This window comes from Streptomyces subrutilus (genome assembly GCF_008704535.1).
GTDB classification, from domain to species: Bacteria; Actinomycetota; Actinomycetes; order Streptomycetales; family Streptomycetaceae; genus Streptomyces; species Streptomyces subrutilus.
In genome coordinates, this window is record NZ_CP023701.1 from 5,034,819 (window position 1) to 5,057,725 (window position 22,907).

The 22,907-nt window shown below is 73.4% G+C and carries 17 protein-coding genes, 2 tRNA genes and 1 pseudogene; 16 read left to right on the forward strand and 4 right to left on the reverse strand.

Going from position 1 to position 22,907, the window contains the following annotated elements; all coding sequences use genetic code 11:
* The first annotated feature begins 17 nt into the window (after nt 1-17).
* The 12 genes and pseudogenes from CP968_RS22195 to CP968_RS22250 all read left to right on the forward strand — a co-directional run bounded on the left by CP968_RS22195 (nt 18) and on the right by CP968_RS22250 (nt 13,750).
* A complete protein-coding gene (locus CP968_RS22195; protein WP_150519669.1) occupies nt 18-1,796 on the forward strand; it encodes an LCP family protein in 1,779 nt (592 codons plus the stop codon).
* Between the two features lie 131 nt (nt 1,797-1,927).
* Nucleotides 1,928-2,374, forward strand: a complete 447-nt coding sequence (rsfS, locus tag CP968_RS22200; protein WP_150519670.1) for a ribosome silencing factor — start codon at nt 1,928-1,930, stop codon at nt 2,372-2,374.
* Nucleotides 2,371-3,027, forward strand: coding sequence for a histidine phosphatase family protein (locus tag CP968_RS22205; protein ID WP_150519671.1), 657 nt, complete (start codon nt 2,371-2,373; stop codon nt 3,025-3,027). Before rsfS ends, CP968_RS22205 begins: the two co-directional genes overlap by 4 nt.
* A 124-nt stretch (nt 3,028-3,151) precedes the next feature.
* A tRNA-Ala gene (locus tag CP968_RS22210) sits at nt 3,152-3,224 on the forward strand.
* Between the two features lie 143 nt (nt 3,225-3,367).
* Nucleotides 3,368-3,601, forward strand: coding sequence for a hypothetical protein (locus CP968_RS22215; protein ID WP_150519672.1), 234 nt, complete (start codon nt 3,368-3,370; stop codon nt 3,599-3,601).
* A 131-nt stretch (nt 3,602-3,732) separates the two neighbouring features.
* A tRNA-Ala gene (locus CP968_RS22220) sits at nt 3,733-3,805 on the forward strand.
* A 325-nt stretch (nt 3,806-4,130) separates the two neighbouring features.
* A complete protein-coding gene (gene leuS / locus CP968_RS22225) occupies nt 4,131-7,004 on the forward strand; it encodes a leucine--tRNA ligase (protein ID WP_150519673.1) in 2,874 nt (957 codons plus the stop codon).
* Nucleotides 7,005-7,125: 121 nt separating this feature from the next.
* Complete coding sequence (locus CP968_RS22230; protein WP_150519674.1) at nt 7,126-7,911, forward strand: hypothetical protein; 786 nt, start codon at nt 7,126-7,128, stop codon at nt 7,909-7,911.
* Between the two features lie 285 nt (nt 7,912-8,196).
* Nucleotides 8,197-9,042, forward strand: a complete 846-nt coding sequence (locus CP968_RS22235; RefSeq protein WP_150519675.1) for a DegV family protein — start codon at nt 8,197-8,199, stop codon at nt 9,040-9,042.
* Between the two features lie 505 nt (nt 9,043-9,547).
* Nucleotides 9,548-10,288, forward strand: coding sequence for a ComEA family DNA-binding protein (locus tag CP968_RS22240; protein WP_306419900.1), 741 nt, complete (start codon nt 9,548-9,550; stop codon nt 10,286-10,288).
* Nucleotides 10,285-12,732: pseudogene (locus CP968_RS22245) on the forward strand (ComEC/Rec2 family competence protein); the annotation flags it as partial. The gene CP968_RS22240 and the pseudogene CP968_RS22245, both read left to right, overlap by 4 nt.
* A gap of 136 nt (nt 12,733-12,868) precedes the next feature.
* Entirely contained in the window at nt 12,869-13,750 is an 882-nt protein-coding gene (locus CP968_RS22250; protein ID WP_150519677.1) for a YceI family protein, read from the forward strand.
* Nucleotides 13,751-13,854: 104 nt separating this feature from the next.
* Here CP968_RS22250 and CP968_RS22255 read toward each other — a convergent pair whose 3' ends face one another.
* Nucleotides 13,855-14,097: a hypothetical protein gene (locus tag CP968_RS22255; RefSeq protein ID WP_150519678.1), complete on the reverse strand. Its 243-nt coding sequence runs from the start codon at nt 14,095-14,097 to the stop codon at nt 13,855-13,857.
* A 61-nt stretch (nt 14,098-14,158) separates the two neighbouring features.
* Between CP968_RS22255 and holA the strand changes: the two genes are divergently transcribed.
* Nucleotides 14,159-15,151 carry a DNA polymerase III subunit delta gene (gene holA, locus CP968_RS22260; protein WP_189828943.1) on the forward strand — a complete coding sequence of 331 codons (993 nt, stop codon included), beginning with the start codon at nt 14,159-14,161 and terminating at the stop codon, nt 15,149-15,151.
* 269 nt (nt 15,152-15,420) lie between these two features.
* Here the strand turns inward: holA and rpsT are convergent, their stop codons facing one another.
* Nucleotides 15,421-15,687: a 30S ribosomal protein S20 gene (rpsT, locus tag CP968_RS22265; protein WP_150519680.1), complete on the reverse strand. Its 267-nt coding sequence runs from the start codon at nt 15,685-15,687 to the stop codon at nt 15,421-15,423.
* Nucleotides 15,688-15,943: 256 nt separating this feature from the next.
* On the opposite strand from rpsT, the gene lepA reads away from it, so the two are divergent.
* The 3 genes from lepA to hemW all read left to right on the forward strand — a co-directional run bounded on the left by lepA (nt 15,944) and on the right by hemW (nt 21,262).
* Nucleotides 15,944-17,809, forward strand: coding sequence for a translation elongation factor 4 (gene lepA / locus CP968_RS22270; protein WP_150519681.1), 1,866 nt, complete (start codon nt 15,944-15,946; stop codon nt 17,807-17,809).
* Between the two features lie 225 nt (nt 17,810-18,034).
* Nucleotides 18,035-19,927 (forward strand): AMP-dependent synthetase/ligase, encoded by a 1,893-nt coding sequence (locus tag CP968_RS22275; protein WP_150519682.1) that lies wholly within the window; start codon nt 18,035-18,037, stop codon nt 19,925-19,927.
* A 102-nt stretch (nt 19,928-20,029) separates the two neighbouring features.
* The gene (gene hemW, locus CP968_RS22280; protein WP_150519683.1) at nt 20,030-21,262 is read left to right on the forward strand and encodes a radical SAM family heme chaperone HemW; all 1,233 of its coding nucleotides are present in this window, start codon (nt 20,030-20,032) and stop codon (nt 21,260-21,262) included.
* 70 nt (nt 21,263-21,332) lie between these two features.
* Here the strand turns inward: hemW and CP968_RS22285 are convergent, their stop codons facing one another.
* Nucleotides 21,333-22,133 carry a DUF3097 domain-containing protein gene (locus CP968_RS22285; protein WP_150519684.1) on the reverse strand — a complete coding sequence of 267 codons (801 nt, stop codon included), beginning with the start codon at nt 22,131-22,133 and terminating at the stop codon, nt 21,333-21,335.
* Between the two features lie 28 nt (nt 22,134-22,161).
* Entirely contained in the window at nt 22,162-22,887 is a 726-nt protein-coding gene (locus CP968_RS22290) for an MBL fold metallo-hydrolase (RefSeq protein ID WP_150519685.1), read from the reverse strand.
* Nucleotides 22,888-22,907 lie beyond the last annotated feature (20 nt).

The window sequence follows — 22,907 nt, forward strand, 5'->3', positions numbered from 1 at the left end:
GAGAGAGGGGCCCCGCGGTGAACGACCGACAGGACGCGTACGACCCGTACGCCGCCCAGGAGCAGCAGCTCATCGGCTACGACGCGTACGGGCGGCCGCTGTACGGCCCGGCGCCCGCGCAGCCCGCTCCGCCCGGCCCCCCCTACGAGCAGCCCCGGTACGACCCGCAGCGGCAGCCGTACGAGCAGGCCCCGTACGAGCAGGCCCCGTACGAGCAGGCCCCGTACCAGCAGGCCCCGTACGAGCAGCAGCCGCAGCAGTACGCCCACGACTACGACCAGCAGGCGTACGACCGCCCGCCGCAGCCCCCGCAGCAGTACCACCCGCAGCAGCCGGCCGCCCCCGAGTACGGGCAGGAGTACCCCCGGCCGCCCGCCTACGGGTACGACACGCAGCAGGCCCGGCAGTGGATCCCCCAGCAGGCCGCCCCCCAGGCGCCGCCCCCGGCCGCGCCGCACCCCGACCCGGAGCCGGCCGCGGCGCACGTCCCCGAACCGCGCCGGCCCGACGCCCCCGGCGCGGCCGCCGCCCCCGACTACCGCACCGAACAGTTCGCGTTCATCGACCAGCCGGACGAGGACTCCGAGGACGTCATCGACTGGCTCAAGTTCACCGAGAGCCGGACCGAACGCCGCGAGGAGGCCCGCCGCCGGGGCCGCAACCGGGTGGTGGCGCTGATCGTCGTCCTCGCCCTCTTCGTCGTCGCGGGCCTCGGCTACCTCTGGTACGCGGGCAGGCTGCCGTTCCTCGACGGCCCGGGCAAGGGCGGGAGCGCCGCGGCCGCGGACCCCGCCGCCCAGAAGCGGGACATGATCGTCGTGCACCTGCACAACACCAAGAAGGGCGGCACCTCCTCGGCGCTGCTCGTGGACAACGTCACCGCCGGCCAGGGCGCCACCGTCCTGCTGCCGAACGCCCTCGCCGTCGCCGGCGCGGACGGCACCCCCACGACCCTCGGCGCGTCGGTCGGTGAGGGCGGCCTGGGCACCCGCGAGTCCCTGGACTCGGTGCTCGGCACCCACATCGGCGGCACCTGGCGGCTGGACACCCCCTTCCTGGAGAACCTGGTCGAGCTGGTCGGCGGCATCGAGGCCGACACCGACACGGCGGTCCCGGCCGACGACGCCGCGAAGACCCCCGCCGTCGCCCAGGGCCAGAAGCAGAGCCTGAGCGGCCCGATGGCCGTCGCGTACGCCACGTACCGGGCCCAGGGCGAACCCGAGTCCCGGCAGCAGGAGCGGATGGGCCGGGTGCTCCAGGGCGTCCTGCGCAAGGTGCCGAGCGACCCGAAGGCGGCCGCGGTCACGGTCGAGAGCATCGGCCAGATCCTCGACCCGGCGCTGAACGCGCAGACCCTCGGCGCACTGCTGTCGCGGCTCGGGGCCCACGCCAAGGTGGGCGCGTACCGCACGGACGCCCTCACGGTGAAGCCGGACGGCTCGCTCACGGACGAGGCCAACAAGAAGGTCGTCAAGGAGGTCCTCGGCGGCGCCGCCGAGGCCGCGCAGCCCGGCGCCACCCCCCGGGTGGGCCTGAAGGACGCCAGCGGGGACGAGAAGACCCGGCTCGCGGCGAAGGCGGCCCTGCTGAACGGCGGGTACGCCTTCGTCGACGGCGGCAAGGCGGACAAGACGGCCGCGGCCTCGCAGATCACCTACCAGGACGACGCGCAGCGGGACCGGGCGGTCGAGGTCGCCAAGACGCTGGGGCTGCCCGAGACGGTCGTCAAGAAGGCCGAGAACGCGGTGAACGCCGACGTCGTGGTGGTCCTGGGCAAGGACTACAAGCCGTCCTGACCCGGCCCCGGCACGGGCCCGGGAGGGACTCCGGGGCGGGGCTCCGCCCGTGCGGCACGTTCCGCGCGGGCGGTGTCGGCGGTACATGAGACCCTTGTAAGGATCTGCCCGCCAACCCGAAAGCATGGCCAGTGACCGCCACGGACCGCTCCATCGAGCTCATCACCGCCGCCGCCCAGGCCGCGGCCGACCGGCTCGCGCACGACATCATCGCGTACGACGTCAGCGACGTGCTGTCGATCACCGACGCCTTCCTGCTCGCCTCGGCGCCCAACGACCGCCAGGTCAAGTCGATCGTCGACGAGATCGAGGAGCGCCTGCTCAAGGAGCTCGGCGCCAAGCCGGTGCGCCGCGAGGGCGACCGCGACGCCCGCTGGATCCTGCTCGACTACGTCGACATCGTCGTCCACGTCCAGCACAGCGAGGAGCGCGTCTTCTACGCGCTGGAGCGGCTCTGGAAGGACTGCCCCGAGATCGAGCTGCCCGCGGACGCCAAGCTCACCATCGGCAAGGCCGAGGAGCACGCCAAGCTGCGGGAGGCGGCGGGCGACGACGAGCTGGACGGTGATCTGTTCTGAGCACCACCGCCTCGGGCACCTCCGGTAGGAAGATCGTCCTCTGGCGGCACGGCCAGACCGCGTGGAACCTGGAGCGCCGCTTCCAGGGCTCCACGGACATCGAGCTGACCGATGCGGGCGTGGCGCAGGCGCGCCGCGCCGCACGGCTGCTCGCCTCGTTGAAGCCCGACGCCATCGTCGCCTCCGACCTGCGGCGGGCCGCCGCCACGGCTGCCGAGCTGGCCGCCGTCACGGGCCTGTCCGTCGAGCACACCGCGGCGCTGCGCGAGACGTACGCCGGCGAGTGGCAGGGCCTGACGCACGAGGAGATCCTCGACAAGTACGGCGAGCAGTACGCGGCGTGGAAGCGCGGCGAGCCGGTGCGCCGGGGCGGCGGTGAGCTGGAGACCGAGGTCGCCGAGCGGGCCGCGCCGGTGGTGCTGGACCACGCCGACCGGCTGCCGCGCGGCGGGACCCTCGTCGTGGTCAGCCACGGCGGCACCATCCGTACGACCATCGGCCGCCTGCTGGGTCTGGACTCGTACCACTGGGAAGGCTTCGGCGGGCTCTCCAACTGCTGTTGGTCCGTGCTCGGCGAGGGCGCCCGCGGCTGGCGCCTGATGGAGCACAACGCCGGCACGCTGCCCGAGCCGGTCCTCGGCGACGACGACTGAGCGGCTCCTCGCGGCCCTCCGGCCGGGGCGGCCCTCCGGATTTCACTTTCCGGCTGGTCGCAAGCTAGAGTTCTTCTTGTTCGCAGCGCGGAACACCGGAGACGGGGGGAGCGCGGCGGAGAGCGGGGCTATAGCTCAGTTGGTAGAGCGCCTGCATGGCATGCAGGAGGTCAGGAGTTCAATTCTCCTTAGCTCCACAATCGGAATCCCGTCCCCAACTGGGGGCGGGATTCCTGCATTTGTACCCTTTGCACTTGCTGACCCGCCCCGTACCGGCATGGCAGAATCGGACGGCCGGAGGGGGACACGACGGCCCGACGCGGGAGGGAGTCGCTGACGGATGGGTGCACACCGGCGGCGGTGCGACTGGTGCAACAACGGCACGCCGATCGTGCGGGACATGGACCCGGTCAACCCCGACTACCAGTACTGGTGCGAGGAATGCGCGCGGGCGCTGATCATAAAAGGCGACGCGATCGAGACGTACCGCGAGCTGGAAGGGGAGCCGATCTACGGACGGCTGCTCGACGAGCACTGCACGCTCAAGCGGTTCTACCAGTTCGCCCGAGCCTGACCCAATCACATCAAAGCGGACATGGCCCGTGATCGGCGGAAACCGATTTTTGGACCAGGGCCATGACCGTGTAATGTTTGGGACGTCGCCAAGGGGAACCGGCAAGGGAAACCGAGCGGCAGGCAGTACGAGGGGCTATAGCTCAGTTGGTAGAGCGCCTGCATGGCATGCAGGAGGTCAGGAGTTCAATTCTCCTTAGCTCCACAGTGAGGAAGCGGGTCACCCGGATCGGGTGGCCCGCTTCCGTCGTTCCGGCCCGTGTGCGCGGTGCGTGTGCCCGGCCCGTGCGCGCGGCCCGTGTGCGCGGTGCGTCCCTGGCGTCCGACGGGCGGGCGGTCCGAGCGGGCGCCGGGGCCGCTGCGGTACCCTGGCGCCATGCGTGCCGTACGCCTTCTGCTTACCGAGCCGCGCTGATCAGTACCGACCCCCTACGACGGTCGGCATCGGCGCGGCGTCCCCTCCTGTGCGAGGGGTTTTTTCGTTTGGGCGGGCAGGGACGGCAGAGACGATCGATGGAGCTTCAGAAATCATGAGCGAGACGAACACCCCGGCCCCCGAGGCGGCCGAGGCGCACCGCTACACGGCTGCCATGGCCGCCGACATCGAGGCACGCTGGCAGGACGTATGGGACGAGCGGGGCACGTACGAGGCCCCGAACCCGACCGGTGACCTGGCCGGGGACCCCGCGGTCGTCGCCAGGCCCAAGAAGTTCATCATGGACATGTTCCCGTACCCGTCCGGCGCGGGGCTGCACGTCGGCCACCCGCTCGGGTACATCGCCACCGACGTCTTCGCCCGCCACCAGCGGATGACCGGCCACAACGTCCTGCACACCCTGGGCTTCGACGCCTTCGGCCTGCCGGCCGAGCAGTACGCCGTGCAGACCGGTACGCACCCGCGGGTGTCGACCGAGGCGAACATCGAGAACATGAAGGTCCAGCTGCGCCGGCTGGGCCTGGGCCACGACAAGCGCCGGTCCTTCGCGACGATCGACCCGGACTACTACAAGTGGACCCAGTGGATCTTCCTGCAGATCTACAACTCCTGGTACGACGCCGAGGCCGACCGGGCCCGCCCGATCGACGAGCTCGTCGCCGCCTTCGAGGACGGCACCCGCGAGGTCCCCGGCGGCCGCGCGTGGGCCGGGCTGACCGCGGCCGAGCGGGCCGACGTCCTGAACGGCTTCCGCCTCGCGTACGCCTCGGACGCGCCCGTGAACTGGTGCCCGGGGCTGGGCACCGTACTGGCCAACGAGGAGGTCACCGCGGACGGCCGCTCCGAGCGCGGCAACTTCCCGGTCTTCAAGGCCAAGCTGAGCCAGTGGAACATGCGGATCACCGCCTACGCCGACCGGCTGCTGGACGACCTGGACGCGCTGGACTGGCCCGAGGCCATCAAGCTCCAGCAGCGGAACTGGATCGGCCGCAGCGAGGGCGCGCGCGTGGACTTCGCGGTGGACGGCGCCGGCGCCATCACCGTCTTCACCACCCGCCAGGACACCCTGTTCGGCGCCACCTACATGGTGCTGGCCCCCGAGCACGAGCTGGTCTCCACGATCGTCCCGGCCGCCTGGCCCGAGGGCACCCACCCGGTGTGGACCGGCGGGCACGCCACCCCGGCCGAGGCCGTGAACGCGTACCGCAAGCAGGCCGCGTCCAAGTCCGACGTCGAGCGGCAGGCGGACGCCAAGGAGAAGACCGGCGTCTTCACCGGCGCGTACGCGACCAACCCGGTCAGCGGCGAGCAGGTCCCGGTCTTCATCGCCGACTACGTGCTGATGGGCTACGGCACCGGCGCGATCATGGCCGTCCCGGCGCACGACAGCCGTGACTTCGCCTTCGCGCGCGCCTTCGAGCTGCCCATGCGCTGCGTGGTGCAGCCCTCCGACGGCCGCGGCACCGACCCCGCCGACTGGGACGACGCGTTCGCCTCCTACGACGCGAAGCTGGTCAACTCGGCCGGCGTGGGCATCTCCCTGGACGGCCTGGGCGTCGTCGAGGCCAAGGCGCTGATCACCGACTGGCTGGCCGAGCGCGGCATCGGCGAGGGCACCGTCAACTTCCGGCTGCGCGACTGGCTGTTCAGCCGCCAGCGCTACTGGGGCGAGCCCTTCCCGATCGTGTACGACGAGGACGGCGTCGCGCACCCGCTGCCCGAGTCGATGCTGCCGCTGGAGCTGCCCGAGGTCGAGGACTACTCGCCGCGCACCTTCGAGCCGGACGACGCGCTGTCGCAGCCCGAGACCCCGCTGTCGCGGAAGGCGGACTGGGTCGAGGTCGAGCTGGACCTGGGCCGCGGCGAGGGCGTCCGGCGCTACCGGCGCGAGACCAACACCATGCCCAACTGGGCCGGCTCCTGCTGGTACGAGCTGCGCTACCTGGACCCGCACAACTCCGAGGCGCTGGTCGACCCGGAGATCGAGAAGTACTGGATGGGCCCGCGCGAGGGCCAGCCGCACGGCGGCGTCGACCTGTACGTCGGCGGCGCCGAGCACGCGGTGCTGCACCTGCTGTACGCCCGCTTCTGGTCGAAGGTGCTGTTCGACCTGGGCCACGTCTCCTCGGTGGAGCCGTTCCACAAGCTGTACAACCAGGGCATGATCCAGGCGTTCGTCTACCGCGACGAGCGCGGCTTCCCGGTCGCGGCGACCGAGGTCGAGGAGCGCGACGGGCGCTTCTACTTCGAGGGCGAGCCCGTCAAGCGCGAGCTGGGCAAGATGGGCAAGTCCCTGAAGAACGCCGTCACGCCGGACGAGATCTGCGAGGAGTACGGCGCGGACACCCTGCGCCTGTACGAGATGGCGATGGGCCCGCTGGACGTGTCGCGCCCGTGGGACACCCGCGCGGTCGTCGGCCAGTACCGGCTGCTGCAGCGCCTGTGGCGCAACGTCGTCGACGAGGAGACGGGCGCGGTCACGGTCGTCGACGCGGAGCCCGCCGAGGAGACCCTGCGCGCCCTGCACAAGGCCATCGACGGGGCCGGCGCCGACATGGCGGCGCTGCGCTTCAACACGGCCATCGCGAAGATCACCGAGCTGAACAACGCCCTGACGAAGGCCGGCCGGCCGCTGGAGCGCCCGGTCGCCGAGCAGCTGGTGCTGCTGGTGGCCCCGCTGGCCCCGCACATCGCGGAGGAGCTGTGGCACCGGCTGGGCCACGCCGACTCGGTCGTCCACCAGGACTTCCCGGTCGCGGACCCGGCGTACGTGGTCGACGAGACCGTGACGTGCGTGGTGCAGGTCAAGGGCAAGGTCAAGGCCCGTCTGGAGGTGCCGCCGACGATCTCGGACGCGGACCTGGAGCGGCTGGCGGTCACCGACGCCGGTGTCGTCGCGGCGCTGGGCGGCGCGGAGATCCGCAAGGTGATCGTCCGGGCGCCGAAGCTGGTGAACATCGTCGTCTGACCGGGCCGCACTCCGTCTAGGGGTATTCCCGTACGGGCAGGTTGGGGGTTCGATTGGAACCCCTGGCCTGCCCGTGGCGTTTACCGTGGAAGGGACGGACTAGGCAGGGGAGAGGAACCTCATGGAGCCAGCGTTGATCATCTTCGCGCTGATGGTGCTTTTCGCCTTCCTGGGCCTGGGCGTGTACGTCACCGTCAAGGCGGTCGGAGCGGCGAAGCGCGGTGTGGACCGGACGATCACACAGGCCCGGCGGACCGTCGAGGACACCACCCTGCGGGCCAGGAGCCTGGGACAGGGCGGCGTGAGCGGTTCGCTGGCCCAGCTGCGGCTGGAGCTGCGGACGTCGATGCGGTCCACGCAGCAGGCGCTCTACGAGGGGGTGCAGCGGGACGCCTCGCTGCGGGAGTCCATCGGCCTGTTCGAGCGGCTGAGCGTGCACGGGCACGAGCTGGACGACGAGCTGAAGCGGCTGGAGCAGGACCCGAACCGCAAGCGCATCGCCGACAGCCTGCCCGACCTGCGGGAACGCGCGGCGAGCATCACGCAGGCCGCGGACTCGCTGCGGTGGGCGGCGCGGGAGCGGGCGCGGAAGTTCGCGGCCGACGACCTGACGGTGCTGTCGGCGGAGATCGAAGTGGAGTCGGTGGCGCTGCGCGAATGGTCGCGGGAGTCCGTGGACCACCTCGCGGCGGCGGCCGACGCCTGGGACGCGGCGCAGGCATCGCCTTCGGCGCAGACGACGGCCTCGGGGCAGGGCGGAGCGGCCCGGGGTACCGGGCGCGGGCCCGGTCCGGACGCGGACGCGGCCCGGGCGGGGACCACTGCGCGGCAGGCGGCCCTGAATCCGGGCGCGCCGGCGACGCCGTACCCGTGGGAGAAGAGGCGGCGGCCGGAGAGCACTACCTGATCTGGCCTGACCCGACCTGACCCGGCCTGGCCTGACCCGGCCCGGCCCGGCCCGGCCTGGCCTGAAGCGGGCGCGGGGCGGGGTCGAGGCATGGCCTGAGGGGCATGGCCTGAGGCTCCGGGGATCGTTGCTGGTTGCTGGTTGCTGGTTGCTGGTTGCGGGCTGCCGGTTGATGTCTGCTGCTCGGGGATCGCCGGGTCGGGGTAGGGGCGGCGGAGGTGTCGGGCGGTGGAGAAACGGGGGCCAGGCTGCCGTCCCGGGTCCGCTGGCGGTAACCTCCGGCTCATGTCCCGCCATGTCGCCATCGTCACCGATTCCACGGCCTACCTGCCCCAACCGGCCATGGCGCGGCACGGAATCATCTCCGTCCCGCTGACCGTGGTGCTCGGCGACGAGGCGCTGGAGGAGGGCACCGAGATCTCCGCCCGAAGCCTCGCCCTCGCGCTGCAGAAGCGCCGCTCTGTCACCACCTCGCGCCCCGGTCCGCAGGAGTTCGCACGGGCCTATCGGGCGGCCGCGGACGCCGGTGCGAGCGGCATCGTGAGCCTGCACCTGTCCGCCGAGTTCTCCGGCACCTACGACTCCGCCGTCGTCGCCGCCCGTACCGCGCCGGTGCCCGTGCGCGTCGTGGACACCGGCATGGTGGCGATGGCCCTCGGCTTCTGCGCGCTCGCCGCCGCCGAGGTGTCCGAGGCGGGCGGCACGGTGGACGAGGCCGTCGCCGCCGCGGAGAAGCGGGCGGCGGACATGTCCGCCTACTTCTACGTGGACACCCTGGAGTACCTCCGCCGCGGCGGCCGGATCGGGGCGGCGCAGGCCCTGCTGGGATCGGCCTTGGCCGTGAAGCCCCTGCTCACGCTGGACGGCGGGCGCATCGAGATGCTGGAGAAGGTGCGCACCGCCTCCAAGGCCATCGCACGGCTGGAGGAGCTGGCCGTCGATCGCGCGGGCTCGGCCGCCGTCGATGTGGCCGTGCACCACCTGGCGGCCCCGGAGCGGGCCGAGAAGCTCGCGGAGCGGTTGCGCGAGCGGATTCCGGGCCTGGTCGAGCTGCACGTCAGCGAGGTCGGTGCGGTGATCGGCGCGCACACCGGGCCGGGGCTGCTGGCGGCGGTGGTCTCGCCGCGCTGAGGTGGTGGGGATGCGGGTGCGGGTGCCGTTGCGGCTGGGGCTGGGGCTGGGTGGGTCCGTGCGGGGGAGAGGGACCAGGGTCACCGGAACGAGTGACGCGGGTATCCACAACGAGACGGTTTTCCACCGGAATTGAGGGCTCCGAACGGGGATCGGGAGCGGCCCCTACGGTCGTTCCATGACTCTCCGAACGCGACCGCGTACCCCGTCTCCGTCCGGTGCCACGAGTGGCCCGGGCCGCCCCCGACCCTCCGACGGCCGCACCCGGTACCGGGCCGGCGGCCACCGCGCCGAACGCCCCGATCCACTGGTAGTGCGGCGGCGGATCGAAGTCCTGCTGGGCGCGGGCGGCCCGCCCGCTGCACCGCCGCCCGGGCCGCCGCCTGTGGCCGCCCGGCCGACGGCCCCTCCCGGATCTGCGGGCGGGGCGTTCTCGGGGCCTGCCGCCGTGGGTGGTCCCGGGGCGGCCCCGGCCTCTGCCTCTGCTTCGGGGCCGGAGGGGGCGGTGGCTCGGGCTCCGGACGGGGACGGGGAGGAAGCGGGGGCGGGGCTGTCCGCGCGGGAGGTGCGGAGGCTGGCGGTGCGGGAGCGGCTGCCGCTCTGGCTCCAGGCGCGCTGCGGTCTGGAGCCGCGCACGGTGGGCGCGGTGGCGGTGGTGCTGGTCCTGGGGGTCGGCTTCGCCGCGCAGCAGTACTGGTCCGCCCGGCCGCAGTCGGTCACGGCCCCGGCGGTGGTCGAGCCCGGGCCGGCCACGGCCACCGCCCCGGTGGCCGTTGCGGCTCCGGTACCGGCCGGTGTCGGGGGGCCGGCCCCGCCCACCGGCGCGGGCGCCGTGGGGGTCGTCGTCGACGTCAGCGGCAAGGTACGGGATCCGGGTGTGCGGCGGCTTCCGGCGGGCGCGCGGGTCGAGGACGCCCTCGCCGCGGCCGGGGGTGTGCGGCCGGGCACGGACACCTCGGGGCTCAACCTCGCGCGGGTGCTGGTGGACGGTGAGCAGGTACGGGTGGGGGGACCCGCGCCGCCGGAGGGCGGCCCCGGCCCGAGCCCCGCTCCCGGTCCGCTCAGTCTCGGCTCGGCCACGGTGGAGCAGTTGGACGGGCTGCCGGGGGTCGGCCCGGTGCTGGCACGGCACATCGTGGACTTCCGCACCGCCCGGGGCGGCTTCCGGTCCGTGGAGGAGCTCCGGCAGGTCAACGGCATCGGCGAGCGGCGCTTCGCCGACCTGCGCACGCTGGTCCGGCCGTGAACCGCGCCGAGCGCCGCGAGGAGGGCCGGGCGCAGAGCCGGGCCGGCGGTCGCGCCGGGGATCATTCCGAGAGCCGGGCGCGGGAGGCGTCGGGGGTGGTGGACCTGCGGTTGGCGGTTCCCGCCGGGGCCGCCTGGGGAGCGGCTGCCCTCGCCCTGGGCGTCCCGGGCGCGTGGAGCCTGGGCGGAGCCGGGCTGGGGGTCCTCGCTGCCGGACTGCTGATGCTGGCCGCCCGCCGGCTCCGAGGGGCGCGGTGGAGGATGCTCGGTGCGGCCGCGGGCGCCGCCCTGCTGGGTGCGGCCGCCGGAGCCGGGGTGGCGGGACTGCACCGGGCGGAGGCGCGGGCCGGACCGGTGGTGGCCCTGGCCGGGGAACGCGCCCGTGTCCTGGCCGAGTTCACGGTCGGCTCCGATCCGCAGCCCTCCCGCGGGGGGAACGGCCCGCCGCTGGTGCTCCTGGACGCGACGGTGATCCGGGTGACCGGGCCCGACGGGGCGCAGACCCGGGTGCAGACCCCGGTACGGGTCCTGGCCGGGCATCCCGAGTGGCTCCGGCTGCTGCCTTCGACGCGGGTCCGGGTGGTCGCCCGGCTGGCCCCCGCCCGGGCGGGGGAGCGGGCCGCGGCGCTGCTCCGTCCGGCCGGCGACACCCCGCCGACGGTGACGGGCGGCCCGGACGCGGTCCAGCGGCTCGCGGGGCGGTTGCGGGCGGGGCTGCGCGAGGCCACCGAGGGGCTCGCGCCCGATGCCCGTGCGCTGCTGCCGGGGCTGGTCGTCGGGGACACCTCCAGGGTGCCGCCCGATCTGGGCGAGGCGTTCGAGGCCACCGACCTGCTGCACCTGCTGGCCGTCTCCGGTTCCAACCTGACCGTGGTGCTGTTCCTGCTCATCGGGCCGCCGTCCCGGGCGCAGCGGGCCGAGCGGCGCGGGCTCGCGCCCCTCCTCGGGCTCTCGCTGCGGTCGACCGCACTGTGCGGGGCCGCGCTGACGCTGGCCTTCGTCGTGGTGTGCCGGCCGGAGCCGAGCGTGCTGCGCGCCGCCGCCTGCGGAGCGGTCACCCTCCTCGCCCTCGCGACCGGGCGCCGCCGCTCGCTGCTGCCGGCGCTGGCCGCCGCCGTGCTGCTGCTGGTGCTCTACGACCCCTGGCTCGCCCGCAGCTACGGCTTCCTCCTCTCGGTCCTGGCCACCGGGGCCCTGCTGACCCTGGCACCCCGGTGGGGCGAGGCGCTGCGCGGGCGCGGGGTGCCGCCCCGGCCCGCCGAGGCGCTGGCCGCCGCCGCGGCCGCCCAGGCGGTGTGCGCCCCCGTGGTCGCCGTGCTCGCCGCCCGGGTCAGCCTCGTCGCGGTGCCGTGCAACCTGCTGGCCGAGCTCGCGGCGGGTCCGGCGACCGTGCTCGGCTTCGCGGCGCTCGCGGCGGCCCCGCTGTCGATGCCGGCCGCGGAGGTGCTGGCCGGGTGTGCGGGGGTGCCGGCCGGGTGGATCGCCGCGGTGGCGCGGAGCGGGGCGCGGCTGCCGGGCGCCGAGTTGGCCTGGCCGGGCGGGTTCGTCGGGGGCCTGCTGCTGGCCGCCGCCACCCTGGGCGTCGTGGTCCTCGGCTCCCGGGGCCGCCGTACGCGCTGGGTCTGCCCCGCGCTGGCCGTGGTGGTGCTGCTGGCCGTCCTGCGGCCGCCCCCGTTGACCCGTGTGCTCACCGGCTGGCCCCCGCCCGGCTGGACCCACGTCCAGTGCGCCGTGGGGCAGGGGGACGCCGCCGTGCTCGCCCTCGGCCCCGGTGAGGCCGTGGTGGTCGACACCGGGCCGGACCCGCGCCCGGTGGACGAGTGCCTGCGCGCCCTGGGCGTGCGCCGGGTGCCGCTGCTGCTGCTGACGCACTTCCACGCCGACCACGTGGGCGGCCTGACGGGGGTGCTCCGCGGCCGGTCCGTGGGTGTGATCCAGGCCACCTCCTTCGAGGAGCCGGCCGAGCAGGCCCGGTCCGTGCACCGGGCCGCCGCGGCCGCCGGCGTGCCCGTCCGGCCCGTGGTCGCGGGGGAGCGCAGGCGGGCCGGGCCGCTGGAGTGGCGGGTGCTGTGGCCGCCCGTCGGGCAGGCCCCCCTCGGCCCCAACGACGCGAGTGTCGCCCTGCTCGTACGGGGTGCGGGCCTCACCCTGCTGTTCCTCGGTGACCTCGAACCCCCGGCACAGCAGGCCCTCTTGAGGGAGCATCCGGAGCTGGGGCCCGTGGACGTGCTGAAGGTGGCCCACCACGGCTCGGCGCACCAGGATCCGGGGCTGCTCGCCCGCGTCCGGCCACGCCTCGCGATCGTTCCGGTCGGGGCCGGAAACCGCTACGGGCACCCCGCACCGGGTACGCTCACGCAGCTGCGGGCGATGGGAACGACCGTACTGCGCACCGACACCGACGGCTCGATCGCCGTCACCGGGGCGGGGCCGCGCCTGCGGGCCTTCACGGCCGGCCGGCGAAGGAACCGGCCCGGGCATAACGGGCACGACCCTTCTGTTTGCCCACAACCGGACAGCATGATCGAATGCGTCTTCGCCAGAGCGGTACGAGTCCACACAGCACGGGGGTGCGTCAGCCATGTTCGGTCGCCGACGGGGGATGGAGTCGGCCGGAGGTTCCAGCCCGCACACATCCGCGACACTGACGCTGCCGCCGACGGCACGTCTGCTCAGCTGCCGGGTCCTCGACACGGTCCACCAGCCGGTCCGGCAGGCCACGTTCGAGGTGACCGACCCGATCGGCCGGCGCATCGTCAGCGGAGAGACCGACCCGTACGGCGGGTTCACGGCGGCCGTGCCGGAGGGGCAGTACCGGCTCTCGGTGACGGCCGAGGGGTACGCGCCGTTCCACGGGGCGACGCTGGTCGGGGACCCGGCGCAGCCGGGCACGGCGGAGATCGTCCTCGACGCGGTGGAACCGCCGCTGCTGCCCCAGCCCGGCCACTGGGAGATCGACCCGGCGCACTCGTCGATCGGTTTCTCGGTCCGCCACATCGGCTTCGCCCGGATCCGCGGCCGGTTCAACACCTTCGCCGGAGGGGTGCGGATCGCCGAGCGCATGGAGGACTCCTCCATGCACGTGATCATCGACGCGGCGAGCATCGACACGGGACTGCGGCTGCGGGACGACCACCTGCGGTCCGCCGACTTCCTCGATGCCGCCCGGTACCCCACGGTGGAGTTCTACAGCGAGCGGTTCATCCACCGCAGCGGCAGCCGCTGGGCCGTCGCCGGAGCGCTCACCCTGCACGGGGCCGGCCGCTCGGTCACCCTGGACACCCACTACCTGGGCCTGGGCACCGGCCTGGACGGGGAGCCGCGGGCCGCCTGCCGGGCCGAGGCCGAGCTGCACCGCGAGGACTTCGCCCTGAACTGGCAGTCGGTGCTGGCGCACGGGGTCGCGGCGATCGGCCCGAGCGTGGACGTGACCCTGGACGTCCAGATCGTCCACAAGGCCTGAGCCGGCCGTCCCCTTCCCGGCCGGCGCCCCGGCCCCGCTCGTTCCCGCGCCCGCTCCGCGCCGGCGCCTGCATGGAGCGGGCGGAGCGGGCTCGGTCGGACGGGCTACGGGGCTTCGAGCCAGCCCTCGTACTCGGCCGCGAGGGCGTCCAGCACGGCGGCTTCGAGCCGCGCGCGCGGGTCCTCGACGACCACCAGCCACTGGGCGTCCTCGGCGTCGTCCTCGCCGGCCAGGGCGTCGCGCACGAGCTGCGGCTCCTCGGGGAGGCCGAAGCGGTCGACGGCCTCCCGCGCCACCTCCTCGGCGGCGTCGCGGTCGGGCAGGACGAGTACATGTCGCACGTTCACGCGACCATTCTGAGGCACGCGGGGCGGGGGCCTGTCGGTGCGGCGTGGGATGCTGGAGCCGATGGCCACCAGGAAGAACCCCACCGACGATCCGCTCGCCCCGCTCACCCTCGCGGTGGGGCAGGAGGACCTGCTGCTCGACCGCGCCGTGCGGGAGGTGGTGGTGGCCGCGCGGGCCGCCGACACCGACACCGACGTCCGCGACCTCACCTCCGACCAGCTCCAGCCCGGCACCCTGGCCGAGTTGACCAGTCCCTCGCTCTTCTCCGAGCGCAAGGTCCTGATCGTGCGCAACGCGCAGGACCTGTCGGCGGACGCGGCCAAGGAGGTCAAGGCGTACCTCGCCGCGCCCTTCGAGGAGATCAGCGTCGTCCTGCTGCACGCCGGCGGGGTCAAGGGCAAGGGCCTGCTCGACGCGGCGCGCAAGGCGGGCGCCCGCGAGATCGCCTGCCCGAAGATGACCAAGGCGGCGGACCGGCTGTCCTTCGTACGGGGCGAATTCCGTGCACTGGGCCGGTCGGCGACGCCCGAGGCCTGCCAGAACCTGGTGGACGCGATCGGCAGCGACCTGCGGGAGCTCGCGAGCGCCGCGGCGCAGCTGTGCGCGGACGTCGAGGGCACCATCGACGAGGCGGTCGTCGGCCGCTACTACACGGGCCGGGCCGAGGCCTCCAGCTTCACCGTCGCCGACCGGGCCGTCGAGGGCCGGGCCGCGGACGCGCTCGAAGCGCTGCGCTGGTCGCTGTCCACGGGGGTGGCACCGGTGCTGATCACCAGCGCCCTGGCCCAGGCGGTACGGGCGATCGGCAAGCTGGCCTCCGCCCCGCGCGGCGCCCGGCCGGGCGACCTCGCCCGCGACCTGGGCATGCCGCCGTGGAAGATCGACCGGGTGCGCCAGCAGATGCGCGGCTGGTCGGCCGACGGCGTCGCCGACGCCCTGCGGGCGGTGGCCGCGGCCGACGCCGGGGTCAAGGGCGGTGGCGACGACCCCGAGTACGCGCTGGAGAAGGCGGTCGTGGCGGTGGCCCGCGCCGCACGCCCCCAGCGCCGCTGAGCCGCCCGAGCGCCCGGTCGGGCGCTCGTCGCGATCAGCGCGCCCCCGTCAGGCCCGGCTCCGGCTCCGGCCCCCGTCCCCGCCGCACGGCCCGTGGCAGCACGAAGGCCCCGGTACCGCCCTGGGGAAGGGCGGAGGCCGGAGCCTTCGTCGTACTGCTCGTGTGCGCCGCACCCGCGTGGCGAACGCTTCGTGTGCGGCGCGGAGTGCCGGTCGGGAGCGGGAGAGAGGGCCCGCTGGATCCCTGCCCGGCGATCACATCAGGGAGTTCAGCCCTGCAGGGAGGCAACCTTGGTGGCCAGCGCCGACTTCTTGTTGGCGGCGGCGTTCTTGTGGATGACACCCTTCGAGACAGCCTTGTCGAGCGCACGCGCGGCGGCGCGGGAAGCCACGGTGGCCTTCTCGGCGTCACCGGCGACGACGGCCTCGCGGGCCTTGCGGATCGCGGTCTTGAGCGAGGACTTGACGGCCTTGTTGCGCAGGCGCGCCTTCTCGTTCGTCTTGTTCCGCTTGATCTGGGACTTGATGTTCGCCACGAAAGAGCCTTTTCAGGTTCAGAGTTTTGTTCTTCGGATGGTGCCTCGACAGCTGAGAGGGCATACGAGGCACAGCTGCCCAGGCTACCAGGCACGCTCCGGGCGGCCCAAACCGAGCGCACTGCCCCGTCCATGGGACCATGGGAGTCCGCGTACAGATCCGCATCGCGCCGCCGAGAGCGACGGGAGCCGGACTTTCGCTCAGACCGACGCTCCGCAAACGCTTCCGACTGCGACCCGAGAATCAGGACACTGCGTGCCCGCGATCCCCAGCCACGTGCCCGAGCCGAGCCGTACCGACTCGGCGCTGATCCGCAACTTCTGCATCATCGCGCACATCGACCACGGCAAGTCGACCCTTGCCGACCGGATGCTCCAGATCACCGGTGTGGTCGACCAGCGGCAGATGCGCGCCCAGTACCTCGACCGCATGGACATCGAGCGTGAGCGCGGCATCACGATCAAGTCCCAGGCGGTCCGTCTCCCCTGGGCGCCCACCACGGGCGAGGGTCAGGGCAACACCCACATCCTCAACATGATCGACACCCCCGGGCACGTCGACTTCACCTACGAGGTCTCGCGCTCCCTCGCCGCCTGCGAGGGCACCGTCCTCCTGGTGGACGCCGCGCAGGGCATCGAGGCCCAGACCCTCGCCAACCTGTACCTGGCGATGGAGAACGACCTCGCGATCGTCCCCGTCCTGAACAAGATCGACCTGCCGGCCGCCCAGCCGGAGAAGTTCGCCGAGGAGCTCGCGAACCTCATCGGCTGCCAGCCCGAGGACGTGCTGCGCGTCTCGGCCAAGACCGGCGTGGGCGTCGAGGCGCTCCTGGACAAGGTCGTCGCCACGGTCCCGGCCCCGGTCGGCGTCAAGGACGCCCCGGCCCGCGCCATGATCTTCGACTCGGTCTACGACTCGTACCGCGGCGTGGTCACCTACGTCCGTGTCGTCGACGGCCAGCTGAACAAGCGCGAGCGCATCCGGATGATGTCGACCGGCGCCACCCACGAGCTGCTGGAGATCGGCGTCTCCTCGCCGGAGATGACCCCGTCCGACGGCATCGGCGTCGGCGAGGTGGGCTACATCATCACCGGTGTGAAGGACGTCAGGCAGTCCAAGGTCGGTGACACCATCACCAGCCTGCACAACGGCGCCACCGAGGCCCTCGGCGGCTACAAGGACCCGCGGCCGATGGTCTTCTCGGGCCTGTACCCGCTCGACGGCTCCGACTACCCGGACCTGCGCGAGGCCCTGGACAAGCTCCAGCTCAACGACGCCGCGCTGGTCTACGAGCCCGAGACCTCGGCGGCGCTGGGGTTCGGCTTCCGCGTCGGCTTCCTCGGCCTGCTCCACCTGGACGTGGTCCGCGAGCGCCTGGAGCGCGAGTTCGGCCTCGACCTGATCGCCACCGCGCCCAACGTGGTCTACCGGGTGGTCCTGGAGGACGGCAAGGAAGTCACCGTCACCAACCCGAGCGAGTTCCCCGAGGGCAAGATCTCGGACGTGTACGAGCCGGTCGTCAAGGCCACCGTCCTCGCGCCCACCGAGTTCATCGGCGCGATCATGGAGCTCTGCCAGACCCGCCGCGGCACCCTCCTCGGCATGGACTACCTCTCCGAGGACCGGGTCGAGATCCGCTACACGCTCCCCCTCGCCGAGATCGTCTTCGACTTCTTCGACCAGCTGAAGTCCAAGACCCGCGGCTACGCCTCCCTCGACTACGAGCCCACCGGCGAGCAGTCCGGCAGCCTGGTCAAGGTCGACATCCTGCTGCACGGCGACAAGGTCGACGCCTTCTCCGCCGTCACGCACAAGGACGCCGCCTACGCCTACGGCGTGCGCCTGGTCGCCAAGCTGCGCGAGCTCATCCCGCGGCAGGCCTTCGAGGTGCCGATCCAGGCCGCCGTCGGCTCCCGCGTCATCGCCCGCGAGACCATCCGCGCCATCCGCAAGGACGTCCTCGCCAAGTGCTACGGCGGTGACATCTCCCGCAAGCGGAAGCTGCTGGAGAAGCAGAAGGAGGGCAAGAAGCGGATGAAGATGGTCGGCTCCGTGGAGGTCCCGCAGGAGGCCTTCATCGCCGTCCTGTCCAGCGACGAGTCCGGCGGCAAGAAGAAGTAGGCACCGGAACGGAACGGGGCCCCCACGCTCAGGCGCGGGGGCCCCTTTCGTTATGAAGCGGCCGCTCGCGGGCTCTTACGCACCGGCCTGACGCGCTCTAGTCTGATCACTGCTCGATGGTTACTCGCCAGTCACTAACCGGCACGTCTCAAAACCCGCCCGTCCCAAGCGCCCCCCAGCGCCCCAGGCCCGCGCACTGCCGCGCGGACCGGTCCGGAGGATGTCGTGAGCGACACACAGACCCTGATCGAGAACCGTCCGCCCACCGTGGCGGCCCTCTTCCTTGAGCGTGTCGCCGCCACGCCCCACGCGGAGGCGTACCGGTTCCCGGTCCCCGCGGCCGGCGGCCCGGGCGCTCCCGACGACTGGAAGTCGCTGAGCTGGGGCCAGGCGGCCGAGCGGGTCTTCGCCATCGCCGCCGGACTGATCGGACTGGGTCTGCGGGCCGAGGACCGGGTCGCCCTCGCCTCCAACACCCGGGTCGAGTGGATCCTCGCCGACCTCGGGGTGATGTGCGCGGGCGCCGCGACCACCACCGTCTACCCGAGCACCAACGCCGAGGAGTCGGCCTACATCCTGGCGGACTCGGCGAGCCGGGTGCTGATCGCCGAGGACGCGAAGCAGCTGGCCAAGGCCCGCGCGCACCGCGCCGACCTGCCCGAGCTCGCGCACGTCGTGGTCCTGGACGCCGCCGACGCGCTCGCCGCGGACGGGGACCCCGAGGGGTGGGTGATCTCCCTCGCCGAGCTGGAGAAGCGCGGCGCGGAGCACCTCGCCAAGAACCCCGAGGCCGTGAAGGAGCGGATCGCCGCCATCACGGCCGACCAGCTCGCCACCCTCATCTACACCTCCGGCACCACCGGCCGGCCCAAGGGCGTACGACTGCCGCACGACAACTGGTCGTACATGGCCAAGGCGACGGTGGCGACGGGCCTGATCACCAAGGACGACGTCCAGTACCTCTGGCTGCCGCTGGCGCACGTCTTCGGCAAGGTGCTCACCTCCGGCCAGATCGAGGTCGGGCACGTCACCGCCGTCGACGGCCGCATCGACAAGATCATCGAGAACCTGCCGATCGTCCAGCCGACCTACATGGCGGCCGTCCCGCGCATCTTCGAGAAGGTCTACAACGGCGTCGCCGCCAAGGCCCGGGCCGGCGGCGCGGCCAAGTACAAGATCTTCCAGTGGGCCGCGGGCGTCGCCCGCGAGTACGCCAAGGTCACCCAGGACAACTTCCGGCGCACCGGCAACGCCACCGCCCCCTTCGGTCTCACCACCAAGCACAAGGTCGCCGACGCGCTCGTCTACTCCAAGCTCCGCGAGGCCTTCGGCGGCAAGCTGCGCGCCGCCGTCTCCGGCTCCGCCGCGCTCGCCCCCGACATCGGCTACTTCTTCGCCGGAGCCGGCATCCACATCCTGGAGGGCTACGGCCTGACGGAGTCCAGCGCCGCCTCCTTCGTGAACCCCGGCGAGGCCTACCGCACCGGAACCGTCGGCAAGCCGCTGCCCGGCACCGAGGTCCGCATCGCCGACGACGGCGAGGTGCTGCTGCGCGGCCCCGGCATCATGCAGGGCTACCACGGGCTGCCCGAGAAGACCGCCGAGGTGCTGGAGGCGGACGGCTGGCTGCACACCGGGGACATCGGCGAGCTGTCGCCCGACGGCTACCTGCGGATCACCGACCGCAAGAAGGACCTGATCAAGACCTCCGGCGGCAAGTACGTGGCCCCGGCCGAGGTCGAGGGCCGTTTCAAGGGCATCTGCCCCTACGTCTCCAGCATCGTGGTCCACGGCGCGGACCGGAACTTCTGCTCCGCGCTGATCGCACTCGACGGCCCGGCGATCCTCGGCTGGGCCGCCGAGAACGGCCTCGCGGGCCGGACGTACGCCGAGGTCGTGGCGGCGCCGGAGACGGTCCGGCTGATCGAGACCTACGTACAGACCCTGAACGAGGGGCTGCAGCGCTGGCAGACGGTCAAGAAGTTCCGGCTGCTGCCGCGCGACCTGGACGTCGAGCACGGCGACCTCACCCCGAGCCTGAAGCTGAAGCGGCCGGTGGTCGAGCGGGAGTTCAAGCACCTGATCGACGAGATGTACGAGGGGTCCCGCGAGGCCTGACCCCGCGCCTGACCCCGCGCGGCCGGCCCGCGCCGACCCCGCCCGCCCCGCCCCGCCGCGGAGGCGGGCGGGGGCCGGTGGCGGGTGCGGGACAATGGGGGCATGCCTTCCGCACTGCCCGACGGTGAACCCATGCCCGAAGACGGCTCCCTGCCGTCGCACGCCCTGGCGGGCGCCGGCGAGCGGCCGCTCGGCTTCTACCTGCACGTCCCGTACTGCGCCACCCGCTGCGGGTACTGCGACTTCAACACGTACACCGCCACCGAGCTGCGCGGCACCGGCGGCGTCCTCGCCTCCCGCGAGAACTACGCCGACACGCTGATCGACGAGGTCCGCCTCGCCCGCAAGGTCCTCGGCGACGACCCGCGCTCCGTGCGCACCGTCTTCGTCGGCGGCGGCACGCCCACCCTGCTGCCCGCCGCCGACCTCGTCCGGATGCTCGCGGCGATCCGGGACGAGTTCGGCCTGGCCGAGGACGCCGAGATCACCACCGAGGCCAATCCGGAGTCGGTCGATCCGCGCTACCTGGCCGAGCTGCGCGCCGGCGGGTTCAACCGGGTCTCCTTCGGCATGCAGAGCGCCAAGCAGCACGTCCTGAAGGTCCTGGACCGCACGCACACCCCCGGCCGCCCCGAGGCCTGCGTCGCCGAAGCCCGCGCGGCCGGCTTCGAGCACGTCAACCTCGACCTGATCTACGGGACGCCGGGGGAGTCCGACGCGGACTGGCGGGCCACCCTGGACGCCGCCCTGGGGGCCGGCCCCGACCACATCAGCGCCTACGCCCTGATCGTCGAGGAGGGCACGCAGCTCGCCCGGCGCATCCGCCGCGGCGAGGTCCCGATGACCGACGACGACGTGCACGCCGACCGCTACCTCATCGCCGACGAGGTCATGGACCGGGCCGGCTACCACTGGTACGAGGTGTCGAACTGGGCCACCTCGCCGGCCGGCCGCTGCCTCCACAACGAGCTGTACTGGCGCGGCGCCGACTGGTGGGGCGCCGGTCCCGGCGCCCACTCCCACGTGGGCGGCGTCCGCTGGTGGAACGTGAAGCACCCCGGCGCCTACGCCGCCGCACTGGCCGGGGGCCGCTCCCCGGGCGCCGGGCGCGAGCTGCTGACGCCCGAGGACCGCCGGGTCGAGCGCATCCTGCTGGAGCTGCGCCTGCGCGACGGCTGCCCGCTGTCCCTGCTGGCCCCGGCCGGCCGGGCGGCCGCCGGGAAGGCGCTGGCGGGCGGACTGCTGGAACCGGAGCCGTACGCGGCCGGGCGGGCCGTCCTGACCCTGCGGGGCCGGCTGCTGGCCGACGCGGTGGTCCGGGACCTGGTGGACTGACCGCAGGCCGTCCGGGCCCGCCGCCGGGTGGCCGGGGAGGACGGGGAGGGCGGAGCGACGGCCGCGGGCGCTACGGCGCCGTCACGAAGTCGATCAGCTCCTCGACCCGCCCCAGCAGCGTCGGCTCCAGGTCCTTGTACGAGCCCACCCGCGACAGGATGTGCTGCCAGGCGGCCCCGGTGTTCTCCGGCCAGCCCAGGGCCCGGCAGATGCCCGTCTTCCAGTCCTGCCCGCGCGCCACCACCGGCCAGGCGGCGATGCCCAGCGCCGACGGCTTCACCGCCTGCCACACGTCCACGTACGGGTGACCCGCGACCAGCACGTGCGGGGAGGTCACCGACGCCGCGATGCGGGACTCCTTCGACCCCGGAACCAGGTGGTCCACCAGCACGCCCAGCCGGGCGTCCGCCGCCGGACCGAACTCCGCCACCACCGCCGGGAGGTCGTCGATCCCCTCCAGGTACTCCACCACCACGCCCTCGATGCGCAGGTCGTCGCCCCAGACCCGCTCCACCAGCTCGGCGTCGTGCCGGCCCTCCACGTAGATCCGGCCCGCCCGCGCCACCCGCGCCCGCGCCCCCGGCACCGCGATCGAGCCCGACGCCGTACGGGAGGGCGCCGCGGGGCCCCGGGGCGGGCGCACCAGGGTGACCACGGCGCCGTCCAGCAGGAACGCCCGCGGCTCCATCGGGAACACCCGGCGCTTGCCGAAGCGGTCCTCCAGGGTCACCGTGCCCGCCTCGCAGGCCACCACCGCGCCGCAGAAGTCCGTACCGGCCACCTCGACCACCAGGTCGGGCTCCGCCGCCACCTCCGGCACGGCCTTCGGGCGCTTCCACTGCGGGGTCAGGTCGGGGGAGTACTCGCGCATCCGGCCGACAGTAGGAGAGCGGCGCCGCTCACGCCTCCGACACGCCGAAACGGGCGGCCAGTGTGGCGCGTTGCGCACGCACGAAGTCCGCCGTGACCACCGCTCCGTGACCCGGCACGTACAGCGCGTCGTCCCCGCCCAGCGACAGCAGCCGGTCCAGGGCCGCCGGCCAGCGCGCCGGCACCGCGTCACCGCCCGCCTGCGGCTCGCCCGACTCCTCCACGAGGTCCCCGCAGAACACCGTCTCCCGGCCGCCCGGCACGAAGACGGCCAGGTCGTGCCCGGTGTGCCCGGGCCCCACGTTCGCCAGCAGCACCTGTACCCCGCCCAGCTCCAGCGTCCACTCGCCCGACACGTGGTGCCGGGGCAGGACCAGCAGCTCCACGGCCCGCGCCGCCTCCTCCTCCGCCAGCCCGTGCTCCACCGCGGAGCGCCGCAGCGACTCCCGGCCGGACGCCAGGACGCGGTCCAGCCCGACCGCCGCGTACACCTCGGCCCCGGAGAAGGCCGCCCCGCCCAGCACGTGATCGAAATGGCCGTGGGTGAATGCGATATGGGTCACGCGCCGACCCGTCAACCGCTCGGCCTCGGCCCGCAGCAGCGCACCCTCCCGCAGGCTGGAACCCGGATCGACCAGCAGTACGGCGTCGTCCCCCACCACCAGCCCCACCGTGCAATCCCACACCGGGAGCCGCTTGCGGCCGGTCCGTCCGGTCAGCCGTTCCCAGCCGGCCTCTTCCCATCGCACGTCCATGCCGCGACGCTACCCTGACG